We start from the raw sequence: 13,737 nt of genomic DNA on the forward strand, positions 1-13,737 counted from the left end.
GTGCCGCCGCAACCCGTGCGCCTGTACTGCGTGCCCTACGCGGGCGCGACCTCGTCGATCTACCGCTCGTGGCAGGCGTTCCAGACCGCGTCGGTGCGGGTCATCGGCATCGACCACCCCGGCCGCGGCACCCGCAACCGGGAGGCCAGGATCACCGACTACCGCGACCTGGTGGCGTCGATGGCCAACCACGTCGCCGCCGACCTGGTGCAGGCGTGGGACCAGGTCAGCGACCTGCGCTACGGCACCTTCGGGCACAGCTTCGGCGCGATGCTGAGCCTGGCGGTCGCCGACGCGGTCGCCCGTGTCGTCGGTAGACCCCCGGTGCGGTCCATCATCTCCGCCGCGCTGCCGCCCGCGCTGCAACCCCCGGGCGACGAGACGACCACGCTCACCGACGGCGAACTGCTCGACAAGATCCGCGCCGACGGCGGGACCGCGCCGGAACTGCTGGCCAGCAAGGCGATGGCGGGCTACCTGGTGCGGCTGATGCGCGAGGACTACGCGATCCGGCGACAGTTCCACGTGGACGAAGCGCTGGTGGTCGGGTTCCCGCTGACCACCATCGCCGCGCGCGACGACGTCTACGCCACCCCGGAGCAGATGCGGCGGTGGGGCGCGCACAGCAGCGCGCAGAGCCGCCAGGTCGAGATCCCCGGCGGGCACTTCGCCGCCTTCACCGACCCGGCGCACACGTCGCGGATCGCGCACCACCAGCTCAACGAACACCTCGTCCGGCGCTGAGGGAGGAACCTGCGGTGGAGCACAACGTCTACGAGTCGGCGCACGAGGAGTTCCGCGACCTGTGCCGGGTTTTCCTCGCCAGAGAGGCGGTTCCGTACCACGACGAGTGGGAGCGGGACGGCATCATCGGCCGGGAGGTGTGGCGAAAGGCGGGCAAGGCCGGGCTGTTGGGCCTCGGCGTGCCGGTGGAGCACGGCGGGGCGGGGGTGACCGACTTCCGGTACGTGGCGGTGTTCATCGAGGAGCTGGTCCGCTCCCGGGTGACGGCACCGGGGTTCGTGGCGCACAACGACATCATCGCGTCCTATTTGGCCACTCGGACCACCGCGGAGCAACGGGACCGGTGGCTGCCTGGAGTGTGCGCCGGTGAGCTGGTCGCCGCGATCGCGATGACGGAGCCCGACGCCGGGTCCGACCTGATGGGGATCCGGACCACAGCCGTGCGCGACGGGGACTGGTTCGTCCTCAACGGGCAGAAGACGTTCATCACCAACGGGGAGAACGCGGACCTCGTGATGGTGGCGGCGAAGACCCCGACCGCGCGCGGCGGTCAGGGGATCAGCCTGCTGGTGGTGGAGCGGGACACGCCGGGGTTCACCCGCGGCCGCAAGCTGGAGAAGCTGGGGTGGCAGGCCAGCGACACCAGCGAGCTGTTCTTCGACGACTGCCGCGTCCCGGCAGTGAACCTGATCGGCAAGGAGAACGCCGGGCAGGGGTACCTGATGGCGGGCATGCCCCGGGAACGGCTGTGCATCGCCACGGTGGCCGTCGCGACCGCGGAGAAGATGCTCGCCGAGACCCTGGCGTACGCGACCACCCGCACGGCGTTCGGGCAGCCGATCGGCAGCTTCCAGCACAACCGGTTCCTGCTGGCCACCCTCGACACCGAGATCACCCTGGCCCGCGTCTTCCTCAACCACTGCGTGACCGAGCTCAACGCCCGCCGCCTCACGGTGACCGACGCCGCCAAGGTCAAGTGGTGGACCACCGAACTCCAGGTCCGCGTCGCCGACCGCTGCCTCCAGCTCTACGGCGGCAGCGGCTACCTCAAGGAAAGCCCCATCGCCAAGGAATGGGCCAACAGCCGCGTCCAGACCATCTACGGCGGCACCACCGAGATCATGAAGGAAATGATCGGCGTCTCCCTCGGTTTGTGAGCCACCCACCCAGGAAAGGGCACCCCGATGCCAGACCCAACCCCCACCCTCTACGAATGGGCAGGCGGCGCCGAGGCGCTGGAACGCCTCACCGAGGCTTTCTACAAGAAGGTCCTCGCCGACGACCTGCTGGCCCCCATGTTCCGCCACATGACCGCCGACCACCCGAAGGACGTCGCCATCATGCTGGGCGAGGTCTTCGGCGGCCCTCGGCTCTACACGTCCGAGCATGGAGGGTTTCCGCGGTTGCTGTCCAAGCACCGGGGCCGTGATATCCAGCCCGAGCAGCGGGAGCGGTGGGTGCGGCTGATCCTGGAGGCGGCTGATGAGGTGGGGTTGCCTTCGGACCGGGCGTTCCGGTCGGCGTTCGTGGCTTATATGGAGTGGGGGTCGCGGGGGGCCATGGCCAATTCTCGGCGGGGGAGCAAGCCGCCGGAGAGGGAGTCGTTGAAGGTGTGGGGGTGGGGGGAGTCGCCGCCTGTGGAGGAGTGAGGGGTGAGGTTGCTGTTGTTGTTGCTGGGGGTGGGTTGTCCACAGGGCGGTGAGCCATCCACAGGGGGCGGCTCGCTCGGCGCGTTCTGTCGGTGGTGCTCGGTAAGCTGTATATCGGGGGCTGCTGTGGGCGGTTTGATCTTGAGCTGGGGGGATGCGGCTCTCGGTCTCGCCTGCGGCGTCGACGATTGACGCCTCGCCTTCGGCATTGGCCTGGCGCGAGTTTCGAGCTTTGCTCGATGTGGCGAACTTGTTTTGCGCGGGGCCCCTGAACTACCCGTGGCAGGACCGCAAAGCAGGGGCCGAAGAGCATGGCCCTGTCCGCGAACGACGCTACGGGCAGTCCTCCCCCGCACAAAACAAGTCCGCCCCATCGAGCCGGCTTGGCACCAGCGGATCCGAGGAGCGCGGTTCGGCCAACGCCTTAGAGGGGCGCGGTAGGGCCAACGTCGCAAAGTCTCGACCAGTTGGGACCGGTGACTCCGAGGAGCGCGTGGTCGGCCAACGTTGTAGAAGGCCGGGTGTGGGCCAACGCCTGGGAGGGGCGCGTTGGGGGCAACGTTCTCAGCCCCGATTGGGGGGTGGGGTTAGGTGGCGTGGGCGGTAGCGGTGATGGCGGTGGTGATGTCGTCCTGTACCAGGGCGATGTTGATGGCGAAGCCCGCTGCGGAGCCCATTCCCGCTGCCGTGATCACCTGGGCGCGCGGGTCGATCACGTTCCCCGCTGCGAAGACCCCCGGCACGCTCGTCTGGCCCGCGCGGTCGACCGCGACCCAGCCATCCGGGCCCACTGTGCAGCCGAGACCGGTGAGCAGCGAGTCGCGGGGGACCATGCGGGGCACTACGAAGACGGTGGAGCGGGCGATCTGGGTGCCGTCGGTCAGTTCCACCCCGCGCACCGCGTCGTCGACTACCACCACCGATCGGACGACTCCGTCGACGACCTGGATTCCCCTGGCGCGTAGCTGTGCGTGGTCCTCGGCGGTCAGGTCCAGGGTGTGGGCGAACAGCACCACGTCCGCTGACCACTGGCGCAGCATCTGGGCGTGGAAGACCGCGCCGGGGCTGGTGCCGAGTACGCCGAGGGGGCGGTCGCGGACTTCGTAGCCGTGGCAGTAGGGGCAGTGGACGACGTCGCGGCCCCAGCGGTCGTGGACGCCGGGGATGTCCGGTAGTTCGTCGCGCAGACCTGTTGCCACCACCAGGCTTCTGGCGCCCAGCACCTGTCCGGTGTCCAAAGTGGCCGTGAAGCCCTCGGCCACCTCGGACACCGACGCGTCGATCAGCGTGGCGCCGTAGCCGAGGACCTCGGCGCGGGCGACGTCTGAGAACACCGGGGGCGCGATGCCGTCCCTGGACAGGAAACCGTGCATGTGGGCGGCCGGGGCGTTGCGGGGGCGGCCGTTGTCCACCACCGCCACCCGGCGCCTGGCCCTGGCCAGCAGCAGGGCCGCGGTGAGCCCGGCCGCGCCAGCACCGATCACCACGGTGTCGTAGTCGTGCGTAGTCATCCCTGTGATCACCTCCGCCGCCATGGTGACCCGATCGGTGCGGGATGGGCAACGATAGTTGCCGTTTCCGGGACATGCTGGTCTCATGGCGCCATGGCCCCGATCGACGACATCGCCTTCGCGCTCGCCGGGGTCGGTCCCCGGCTCAAGCGGCTGCGGTCGCAGCGCGGGCTGAGCCTGTCCGCGCTCTCGGAGCTGACCGGGATCTCCAAGAGCACCCTGTCCCGGCTGGAGGTCGGGCAGCGCAGGCCGAGCCTGGAACTGCTGCTGCCCATCGTGCGCGCGTACCGGATCCCGCTCGACGAGCTGATCGGCGGCCCCGAGGTCGCCGACCCGCGCATCCGGCCGACACCGAGGCGGGTCGACGGCAGCGTCGTCCTCGCGCTCACCCGCCAGCCGAGCCCGCTGCACACCTTCAAGACCATCATCCCGCCCGACCGCAGCACCCCGGAACTGTGCACGCACGACGGCTACGAATGGCTCTACGTCGTCTCCGGTCGGCTGCGGCTGGTGCTCGGCGAGCAGGACATGGTGCTGGAAGCGGGCGAGGCGGCCGAGTTCGACACCCGGTTGCCGCACTGGTTCGGCAGCACCGGCGACGGCGCGGTCGAGGTGCTCAACATTCTCGGCCCGCAGGGCGAGCGCATCCACATGCGGGTGAAACCGGAATAGCCGCCGAATAGTCGAGCGCGTTGCCGTTTCCGGGACGCGCATTGTCCGCTGTCCGCTTCGGTGTCATTATCTAGGTACCGCACGGAATGCGCGAGAACCCGTTGTGCGCCATTCCACCTATTCGCTGTGCGGTTTCCTTCGAAGAGGATGGGAACCCCCATGAGTTCCACCGGTGTGCCCAAGAAGAGCTTTGACGTGATCGTCGTCGGGAACGGGGTGCTGGGTCTGTCGCTCGGGCTGGAACTGGCCAGGCGCGGGCAGGACGTGGCCGTGCTCGGCGAACCGCACCGCCCCTACGCGGGCACCTCGGCGGCCGGGGCGATGCTCGGCTGCTTCGGCGAGGTGACCACGACGCTGGTGGCCAGCGACGCGGGCCGGACCAAGCTGGAACTGGGAATCCGCGCCACCGGGATGTGGCCGGAGTGGCTCGACGGACTCGGTGACGGCGCGGCGGAGGAGGTCGTCACCGCGGACGGCACGACCGTCATCCTCAACGCCATCGGCATGGCCGAGATCGACGACACCAACTTCCGCGCCATCCGCGAGGAACTGACCCGCTACGACCAACCGTTCACCGACGTCGATCCGCTGGACCTGGACTGGGTCGACGCCGAGCCGATCTCCCGCCCGCTGCGGGCTTTCCACATCCCCGGTGAGCACGCGGTGAACACTGTCGCGCTGGTCCTGCGGCTGCAGAACGCCTTCACCGCGGCGGGCGGCACGATCATCGACTCCGAAGCCGCCACAGTGGACCACAGCGGCGACCGGGTGACCGGTGTGACGCTGACCGACGGCGAGAAGCTGACCGCGGGCCAGGTGACCCTCGCCGCGGGCTCCCGCACCCAGACCCTGCTCGACCAACTGCCCGTCGGCGACCGGATGCCGCCGCTGGTCAGCGGCTACGGCGTTTCCGTCCTCATGCGAACGTTCGACGGCACCGCTCCGAGCAGCGTGATCCGCACGCCGAACCGGTCCTTCGCCTGCGGCCTGCACCTGGTCCCGCGCGGCGACGGTGAGGTCTACATCGGAGCGACCAACGTCGTGTCCACCCGCCCGCGCGAGGTCGCCGACATGCGGGACCTGGTGTTCCTGCTGCAGTGCGCGCACCGCCAGATCCGGATGGGCCTGTGGGAGAGCCCGATCCAGAAGGTCCAGGTCGGCAACCGGCCCATCTCCGTCGACGGCTTCCCGCTGCTCGGCGCGGGTGGCATGGCAGGGCTGTGGATCATGACGGGCACCTACCGGGACGGTCTGCACCTCTCGCCGCTGGTGGCCACCGAGATGGCGGCCAGGATCCTCGGCGAGCCCGCCGCGCACGACTTCGACCTGTTCACCCCGATCCGCAAGCCGATCCAGTCGATGACCCGCGAGCAGATCGTCAGCAACACCTTCATCGAGCAGTTCGCCATCGGCCCAGAGCAGGACTGGACGCTGCCGGTCGACTGGCACCGCTGGATCGGGATGGACCTGCGGCCCGCGATCGAGGCGTGGGTCGCCGAGATCGACCCGGAGATCACCCCGCCCGCCGAACTGGTCTTCACCTCGCGGTTCGACCCGGACCTGCTCAAGCTGCTGCGGGAGTACTACGCGCGGACCCGCCAGCTTTGGTGAACCGCGGTACAAGCGACGATGTCCTCGCCCGGGCCGGGGCGAGGACATCGTCGCTTGTGGAGGGTGGATCAGGTCAGGACCGCGGTCGCCTCGACCTCGATGAGGAACTCGGGCTCGGCCAGGGTCGCCACCCCGATCAGCGTCGTCGGCCGGACCAGGTCGATCCCGAGTCGGTCCGCGGCCCGCTTCACCCCGGCGGTCACCTCGTCCCACTTGGACAGCGACCAGTCCACCGCGTAGATGTTGAGCCGCGCCACGTTGTCGAAGCTGCCGCCGACGGCGGCCAGCCCCCTGGCGACGTTGAGGTACGCCTGCTCGGTCTGCGCCGCCAGGTCCCCGGGGCCGACCAGGTCGCCGCTCGGCGTGCGCGCGGTCTGTCCACTGAGGAACACCAGCCTGGAACCGGTGCCGACCGACAGCTGGCGCCAGCCGTAGGGCTCGGGCAGGTCCGGCGGGTCGAAGAACTCGACAGTCACTTCTCTCCCTCTCTCGGATCTCGCTTGTGGTGCGGGGGGAAGGTCACTTCCGGTCGAACTCGTACATCGTGAAGTCCATCCCCATCATCCCGTGTTGGTTGGTGTTGGCCCTGACCGCCGCGGACTGGTCGAAGTCGGCCGCGGGCAGATCGACTGCCGCAGAGCGGTACACGCGACCCTCGAACCCGGCGTCGGTGGCAGCACGCAGCATCTTCTCCGGATTGCCCATCACCTCACTGGTGCCCAGGTAGACCTTGCCGCCGTCGACCAGGTGCGCGCCCGCGTCGCGGAAGAACCGCCGCTGCAGGCCGTAACCGGGGTCGAGGACGGCCCGCTCGATGTGCTTGCCGTACTGCCGGTCCTCCGGCGCCTCGATGAACGGGCTGTTCCAGAAGATCACGTCGAAGGTCTCGGTCGGCTCCAGCGCCTCGAACAGGTCGCTGGTCGCCGCCGTCACCCGGTCGTCGACCCCGTGCCGCTCGGCGTTGCGGGCGGCGTTCTTGGCCGCGGCGGGGTTGATGTCGAGTGCCACCACCTGCGCACAGCCCGCGCGGGCGGCGAGCACGGCGGACACACCCGCGCCGCAGCCCATCTCCAGGAACCGTTGCCCGGCAACGTAGGGGACCCACGAGGCGAACAGCCCCGGCCCCGGGTCGGTGTACGGGGGGAACACCTCGGGCAGCAGGTCCCACTCCATCCCCAGCAGGGAGAAGGTGCTCTGCAACGGGGTGTCGGGGTCCTCGATGCGCGACAGCGTCCAACTTCCCAGTTCATATCCGAGCTCGTTGAACATAGGCTCGTTCCTCCCTCGTGGGGACCAGCTGAGCGGGGCTCTCGCGGCAGGTGCCGCGGCGCACGGCGAAGCAGTGGTGGGTCGGAGTCGTTGTGGCCGAACGGTTCTCGGCTGACTCCGGAATGGATCGTCACACGGGCGGTTGGGGGTGTCAATGATCGTCCCGGGAACGGCAACGGCCCGGGACGCGCGAACACGGCCCGGACAGGGGGTCTCCGGGCCGTGTTCGCCGCCGACCGGGCTACGGCTGTCGACGCGTGATGGTCTGGTCCACCAGGATCGCCGGGATGGTCAGCACCGCCAGTCCCGCGCCGATCCACGGGATCGCCGTCAGGCTCGCGCCCGCGCTCAGCGCCACGCCCGCGAGGATCGGCACCAGGCTGATGCCGAGCTGGAACATCGACACCGCCGTGGAACCGGCCAGCGTCGGTGCGGCGTGGGCGAGGGTGAACACCCGCCCGTAGATCGCCGGGTTCAACACGAAACCGGCGACACCCATCAGCGCCACGATCACGATGACCGCCAGGTCGTACTCCGCCAGCACCGCCAGCGCGACCGAGCACACCCCGATGCCGACCGCGCCGATCAGCAGCGCGTGGAACGGCCGCACGTCGGAGATCCGACCGCCGATGGAGATCCCGACGAACGCGCCGATGCCGAACAGCGTCAGGATCGGCGGCACCCACGCCGAGTCGAGCCCGGTGACGTCGGTCAGCAGCGGCGCCAGGTAGTTGTAGGTGATCATGTAGGCGGCGGTGCTCAGCAGGGTCGCGGCGTACACCGCGACCAACCGGGTCTGCTTCATCGCCCGGAGTTCCTGCCGCACACTGGGTTCCGCCGCGGGCTTGGTGGCGGGCACGGCCGCGATGGTCAGCGCCGCGCCGATGAGGGTGAGCGCGAACACCGCCCAGAACCCACCGCGCCAGCCGGTGAAGTGGCTCAGCAGCGCGCTGGCCGGGCCGCCCGCGATCATCGCGACGCTGAGCCCGCTGACCACGACACCCGAGGCGCGCGCGGTCTTCTCCGGTGGCACCAGGCTGATCGCGGTGACCGCCGCGACCGCCCAGAACCCTGCGTAGGCGATGCCGCAGACGAAGCGCGCCACCAGGATCACCGCGTAGTCGTCGGTCAGCAGGCTGACCGCGACCGCGCCCGCGAACACCAGTTGCGTGACCACGAGCGTCGTCCGCCGCGGCCACCGCAGCGTCAGCACGGCCATCGGCGGCCCACCGATCACCACCGCGATGGCGAACGCCGTGATCAGCGCCCCGGCCGCGGACAGCGAGATGCCCAGGTCGTCGGCGATCGCGGGCAGCACCCCGGCCACCAGGAACTCCGCGCTGCCCATGGCGAGCAGGCTGAACGCGAGCAGGTACACCCCGAGCGGCAGCCGCTTGCCCGCGACCTCGACGGGGGTCGTCGTGTCGGCGCTCATCGGCGGGCACCCCGACTCGGGGCGGCGGGGACGTCGGTCGGGTGCGGGGTGGGGGACTCGTCGGGTTTCCGCGCGGCCACTTCGCTGGCTCGTGTGCGCATTTGGCGTTTCCTCGGATCGGTGCGGTGAGTGCGGCTTTCCCCGCGCGCCAACGGGATTCGTCGACCACGGGGTGTGCCGGTCGCCGCCCGTCGTGCCGGGCGGCTCCGAGGCCCCAGTGTGGGGACGGCGCGCGAGGACCGACAAGTCTTGTTGCCAAAAGCGGGACGGCTAGCGCGGTTCGACGCCACCGGACGCCGCGCCCGCGTCCACTTCGATCCGCCGGGGGCGCCCCGCCTGGGTGGACCACCAGTGCAGCGCGGCGGTGGTGGCCGACAAGGTGGTCGTCGTCGTAGCGGAGATCAGCGAGCCGTCGCGCAACGCGGCGACGACCGTGCCGTCGGGGGTCTTCGCGGTGGCCAGTCTGGCGCCGGGCAGGCGGGAGAGCAAGGACCTGATGTGCGCCGTGGCGCTTTCCCTGCTGTGGAAGGGGAAATCGGCCCAGATGGCCGAGGCCGACTCGAGGAGCGCGATGTCCGGGGTGGTGTCGGCGGCACTGAGCGAGCCGCCGGGGTCACCGTCGCGCGCGGTGGTGCGCCGGATGGTGAGGCGGGCGTCGGTGGCGCTGGTGCTGGCGTCGCGGACGGTGGTGCGGTAGTGCGTGGGGTCGCTGAGTTCGACCTCCCCCAGGGGAATCGGCTCCGCGGGGCGAGGATCGGGCAGCGGGAGGTCCATGATCCGGTAGAACAGGGTGTTCATGGTGGCGGCCGCGGTGCCGGGCCGGTGGAAGATCGTGGCCACCGTCGACGCGGCGACCGGGGTGGGGACGGTGTCGAGCAGCCCGTCCGGCGGGAGGCGGGGCAGCGAGGCCAGCAGGCGGGACAGGGGCGGGGCGACGACCTCGGGGCCACCGTCGGCCGCCAGGAGGACCGGTTTGCCCGCGGCGGCGGCGTAGCTGGTCAGCGAGCCGTGGTCGGAGATGACGACGTCGGCCGCGACCATCGCCTGCCGCCAGTCGTGCCCCGGCGGGACCAGCGCGAGCCCGGCGGTGCTGGCCTGGCGCAACCACGCGCGGACCTGGAGCGGACCGTGCCGCTGCCAGACGTTGGGGTGCAGCGTCATCGCGACGCGGTACTCGTCGGCGGGGAGGGAGGAGACCAGCCGTTCGGCGAGGCGGGGATCCGTCCCGAAGAGGGAGTGCGGCCCCCAGGTCGAGCAGAGCAGCACCATGCGCCTGCCATCGGCGTCGAAGGCCCGGCGGTAGCGGTGGCGGTGGGTGGCGCTGGCGGTGATCCGGTCGAGACAGGGGTCGGCGGTGAGCACGGCGCGCACGCGCGGGTCGACCGACTTGAGCGCCGCCACCTGCCGCTCGTGCGCGACAACGACAGTGTGCGGGACAACGCGGCCGTTCTTGACTAGTCCGGCTAACCCTGACACCGCCGTTGGATCCGCCGCCGCCCGCCGGTGATAACCGGCGCCGTGCGGCATAAGGACCAGTGGGGCATTGAGGAGGTGTAACTCGCCGTTGTCACTAGCCGCCAACGCCAAGTCAAACTTCTCCCGGCAAGCCTGCCCCCACGGCACCACGACCGCCCCCGCCGCCCGAAGCCGATCCCCTAGGCCACCCGCGAACACCGACCCCTCATCGACGGTGAACACCACCTGGACCCTCAGATCCCCCAACAAACTCGGCAACACATCCCCCAACCGCCCCCACGCCGCCGGAGTCCGCACCACAACTAAAACCCGCCGCTCCCCCCGAACCGTCTCCCACACGCCGGTCACCGTCCAGCCCCATCCCCCACCGGTACGCCTTTGCCGCACCGTAGCAACCCCGCGGGTCGGAGGTTCGGCTGCGTTCTTCTGCCGCCCTAGAGGGCCGCACGGGCGGAGGTTGACCACGGTGAGCCAATTCGCGTCGGTGAGGGGCTGCGCTCTTGCTCTCCTCACGCCCTCTAGGCCGCGATCTCGCGCTAGCTCGCCTTCGCTCTCTAACCCCACGCCAGCCACTTCGCGCGCGCGGTCCCTACCCGGCCCAGCCCCCACCCTCACCGGGGGGCGTCCCAGGTCCCAGTCTACCGGTACCCCCCGACAGTGGATCTTGAGCAGGGGGGTTTCAAGATCGACATGTGGATAACTTGTGTCGCTGAACCGGGTGATCCTCGCCGGGAGCCGGGAGCCGGGAGCCGGGAGCCGGGAGCCGGGAGCCGGGAGCCGGGAGCCGGGCGGGGCGGAGAGGCGGGAGCTGTGGGGACAAGCCGTGCGTGAGCCAGGAGCCAGGAGCCGCGAGACCAGTGAGTCGTGGGGACCCGGGAGTTGCGGGAGTCAAGATCCGGCGGTCGTGGGGCCAGGGAGTCGCAGGTGCCGGGAACTGGGAACGTGCGGACCGGGAGCCGGGTTGTCCGGGGGACGTACGGCTAGGGGAGCTATGGGCCCGGTCGGGAGCCGCGAGCTGGCAGGAGTCGGGATGCCTCGCGTGTGGCGACGCGCGGCGGTGCGGGGGGAAGAGGTGTGATCGGCGGTGGTGGGGGAGGGGGGTGCAGTACCGTGAGGCTCCGGGTCGGGGCGTGGGGGTGGGGTTGTGGACGAGGTGCGGAATGTGCTCGCCGGGGTGGCTGGGCAGGTTGTGCAGGCTCGGGACATCGGGTCGGTGACGTTCTTGCCGGTGCAGTTGCCCGCGGCGGTTCCGGCGTTGGTGCCTGCTGGGCCTGCGGCGTTCGTCGATCGGGTCGAGCACCTGGCTGCGGTTCGGTCGTTGATCGGTGCGGAGCCGCGGCCGGGGCGGCCTGTCGTGGTGGCGGTTCGGGGGATGCCGGGGGTCGGCAAGACGGCGTTGGTGCGGCAGGTGGCGTCGGTGTTGGCGGCGGAGTTCCCGGATGGGGCGCTGCACGCGAGTTTCGGGGCTGAGGGGCAGTCGCCCGCGGAGGCGCTGGGGCGGTTGCTCAAGGCGCTCGGTGTCCCGGATCCGTTGATGCCGACCACTTTCCAGGAGCGCCGCGACCTCTTCCAGTCGCTGACGGCCAAGACGCGGCTCATCACCGTGCTCGACGATGTCACCGACGCCGGGCAGGTCGAGGCGCTGCTGCCCAACTCCGCGGCGGGGCTGGTGCTGGTCGCGAGCAACACCACCCTGGAGGACCTGCACGCCGACGGCGCGGTCCCGGTCCTGTTGGAACCGTTGGCGATCCCCGACGCGCTCGACCTGCTGCGCGGGGTGTGCGCGGACGGCAGGGTCGACCGCGAGGTCGACGCGGCGGTCGAGTTGGTCCAGCTGTGCGGCCTGCTGCCACTCGCCGTGCGGGTGGTGGGCGCGCGCCTCGCTGTCCATCCGAAGTGGACAGTGCGGCGACTGGTCGACGGACTCCGCGGTGTCGACGCTGACCGGGTGTTCGGTGGGGTCAACGCGGTGTTCGACGCGGCCTACGCCGACCTCCCCGACAACGCCCGGACCGTCTACAAAGCACTCGGGCTGCTGGTGAGCCACGACTTCGGGCTGGAGGTGCTCGCCGCGATGGTCGAGTCGCCCGTGGCCGAGCTGCGGGACACCCTCGAACGGCTCAACGCCGCCGCGTTGGTCGAGGAACGCGCCGACGACCGCTACGCCATGCACCGCCTGGTCCGGGCGCACGCCCTGCGGGTCGCCGACGCCGAGACGTCCGATGTGGAGCGTGAGGCGCTCCTGCGGCGTGCCGTCGGTTGGTGGCAGCTCGGCGCCACCGCCGCGGACGTCGCCGCCACCGGGCGCGAACGCTTGCGCGTGTACGACCCCGAGCTCCTCCTCGGCGGCGCCGACCTCCCGATGAGCCCCCGGTCCGCGCTCGCGTGGTTCGAGCGTGAACACGGCAACATCGCCGCCGCCATGCGCGCCTGCACCGAGAAGGGGTGGCACGCGATCGTGTGGCAGCTCTTCGAGGCCACCTTCGCGTACTACGACTCCCGCCGCCCGTTGGCGTCCTGGGTGGAGGCGGGCCGCCTCGCCGTCGAGGCCGCCACAGTGGACGGTCACGTCGCCGCCGAGTCCCGTTGCCGCTGCCTGCTTGCCAAGGCGTACCAGGAACTCGAGCGCTACGACGACGCCGCGGCCGAGCTCGGCCAGGCCCGCGCCCTGGCCGACACCGATCGTCTCCGTGCGTCGACCTACGACTTCACCGGCAACCTCGCCCTGCGCACCGGCCGGTTCGACGACGCGCTGCACTGGTTCGGCACCGCCCGCGACATCAACATCGCGTTGGGCCGCAAGCGCGGCACCGCGATGCAGACGCTCTTCGTCGGCCGTGCCCTCGTCGGCCTGGGTCGCACGACCGAGGCGCTCGACACCTTCGCCGAGGCGGCGCGCCTGGCCACCGCCGCGGACGCCAAGAGCGTCCTGGCCAAGTCCATCCTGGCTACCGCCGCCGTCCACGCCGCGAACCACGACCACGCCGCGGCCGACCGCGCCCTCGCCGACGCCGAACTCCTGGCCGACCAACTCGACAACAGCGCGCTGCGGGCCGAGATCCACCTGCTGCGCGCCACCACCGCCCGCGCCACGGGCGACCACGCCGCCGCCGAGTCCCACCGCCGCGCCGCCGCGACCGCGTACGAGCGCATGGGCAGCCCCAAGGCCGCCCGACTGCTCACCGAACCCACCACCACCTGACCCGCCGCGACCCGCCCCCTCGCGACCTGACCCACCGCGACCGAACTCGCCGCGGCCCCGACCAACCGCGATCCGGGCTGTCGCGACCGGACTTGACCTGACCGGAACTGGCCCGGCGCGGTGCGGTGCGACCTGACCCGACGCGAACCGGGCGACGCGAACCGGGGT

11 protein-coding genes are annotated in these 13,737 nt (G+C 70.8%); 6 read left to right on the forward strand and 5 right to left on the reverse strand.

Annotated features, from left to right (window positions below; all coding sequences use genetic code 11):
• Genes CLV68_RS26985 through CLV68_RS26995 form a run of 3 tightly spaced genes read left to right on the forward strand, consistent with a single transcriptional unit; the run spans window position 1 to window position 2,393 of the window.
• Window positions 1–744, forward strand: a complete 744-nt coding sequence (locus CLV68_RS26985) for a thioesterase II family protein (RefSeq protein ID WP_121393690.1) — start codon at window positions 1–3, stop codon at window positions 742–744.
• Window positions 745–758: 14 nt separating this feature from the next.
• Window positions 759–1,901 (forward strand): acyl-CoA dehydrogenase family protein, encoded by a 1,143-nt coding sequence (locus tag CLV68_RS26990; RefSeq protein ID WP_121393691.1) that lies wholly within the window; start codon window positions 759–761, stop codon window positions 1,899–1,901.
• A gap of 27 nt (window positions 1,902–1,928) precedes the next feature.
• Entirely contained in the window at window positions 1,929–2,393 is a 465-nt protein-coding gene (locus CLV68_RS26995; RefSeq protein WP_121393692.1) for a group II truncated hemoglobin, read from the forward strand.
• 587 nt (window positions 2,394–2,980) lie between these two features.
• On the opposite strand, the gene CLV68_RS27000 is transcribed toward CLV68_RS26995, so the two are convergent.
• A complete protein-coding gene (locus CLV68_RS27000) occupies window positions 2,981–3,904 on the reverse strand; it encodes an NAD(P)/FAD-dependent oxidoreductase (RefSeq protein ID WP_211346779.1) in 924 nt (307 codons plus the stop codon).
• Between the two features lie 93 nt (window positions 3,905–3,997).
• Between CLV68_RS27000 and CLV68_RS27005 the strand changes: the two genes are divergently transcribed.
• A complete protein-coding gene (locus CLV68_RS27005; protein ID WP_121393694.1) occupies window positions 3,998–4,576 on the forward strand; it encodes a helix-turn-helix domain-containing protein in 579 nt (192 codons plus the stop codon).
• A gap of 159 nt (window positions 4,577–4,735) precedes the next feature.
• Window positions 4,736–6,187, forward strand: a complete 1,452-nt coding sequence (locus CLV68_RS27010) for an NAD(P)/FAD-dependent oxidoreductase (RefSeq protein WP_121393695.1) — start codon at window positions 4,736–4,738, stop codon at window positions 6,185–6,187.
• Window positions 6,188–6,255: 68 nt separating this feature from the next.
• Here CLV68_RS27010 and CLV68_RS27015 read toward each other — a convergent pair whose 3' ends face one another.
• The 4 genes from CLV68_RS27015 to CLV68_RS34260 all read right to left on the reverse strand — a co-directional run bounded on the left by CLV68_RS27015 (window position 6,256) and on the right by CLV68_RS34260 (window position 10,367).
• Window positions 6,256–6,663: a RidA family protein gene (locus CLV68_RS27015; RefSeq protein ID WP_121393696.1), complete on the reverse strand. Its 408-nt coding sequence runs from the start codon at window positions 6,661–6,663 to the stop codon at window positions 6,256–6,258.
• Between the two features lie 43 nt (window positions 6,664–6,706).
• Window positions 6,707–7,456, reverse strand: coding sequence for a methyltransferase (locus tag CLV68_RS27020; protein ID WP_121393697.1), 750 nt, complete (start codon window positions 7,454–7,456; stop codon window positions 6,707–6,709).
• A gap of 241 nt (window positions 7,457–7,697) precedes the next feature.
• Window positions 7,698–8,891 carry an MFS transporter gene (locus CLV68_RS27025; RefSeq protein ID WP_121393698.1) on the reverse strand — a complete coding sequence of 398 codons (1,194 nt, stop codon included), beginning with the start codon at window positions 8,889–8,891 and terminating at the stop codon, window positions 7,698–7,700.
• 270 nt (window positions 8,892–9,161) lie between these two features.
• Window positions 9,162–10,367 (reverse strand): hypothetical protein, encoded by a 1,206-nt coding sequence (locus CLV68_RS34260; protein WP_170224606.1) that lies wholly within the window; start codon window positions 10,365–10,367, stop codon window positions 9,162–9,164.
• Window positions 10,368–11,511: 1,144 nt separating this feature from the next.
• On the opposite strand from CLV68_RS34260, the gene CLV68_RS35795 reads away from it, so the two are divergent.
• Complete coding sequence (locus CLV68_RS35795; RefSeq protein ID WP_281274702.1) at window positions 11,512–13,569, forward strand: NB-ARC domain-containing protein; 2,058 nt, start codon at window positions 11,512–11,514, stop codon at window positions 13,567–13,569.
• Window positions 13,570–13,737 lie beyond the last annotated feature (168 nt).

The sequence above is a fragment of the Actinokineospora cianjurensis genome (genome assembly GCF_003663795.1).
GTDB lineage: Bacteria > Actinomycetota > Actinomycetes > Mycobacteriales > Pseudonocardiaceae > Actinokineospora > Actinokineospora terrae.

Bases quoted from the DNA above. Each gene is read 5' to 3' on its own strand.
- CLV68_RS26995 (WP_121393692.1), top strand. From the start codon at position 1,929: ATGCCAGACCCAACCCCCACCCTCTACGAATGGGCAGGCGGCGCCGAG.
- CLV68_RS27010 (WP_121393695.1), top strand. From the start codon at position 4,736: ATGAGTTCCACCGGTGTGCCCAAGAAGAGCTTTGACGTGATCGTCGTC.
- CLV68_RS27025 (WP_121393698.1), bottom strand. From the start codon at position 8,891: ATGAGCGCCGACACGACGACCCCCGTCGAGGTCGCGGGCAAGCGGCTG.
- CLV68_RS27005 (WP_121393694.1), top strand. From the start codon at position 3,998: ATGGCCCCGATCGACGACATCGCCTTCGCGCTCGCCGGGGTCGGTCCC.
- CLV68_RS27020 (WP_121393697.1), bottom strand. From the start codon at position 7,456: ATGTTCAACGAGCTCGGATATGAACTGGGAAGTTGGACGCTGTCGCGC.
- CLV68_RS27000 (WP_211346779.1), bottom strand. From the start codon at position 3,904: ATGACTACGCACGACTACGACACCGTGGTGATCGGTGCTGGCGCGGCC.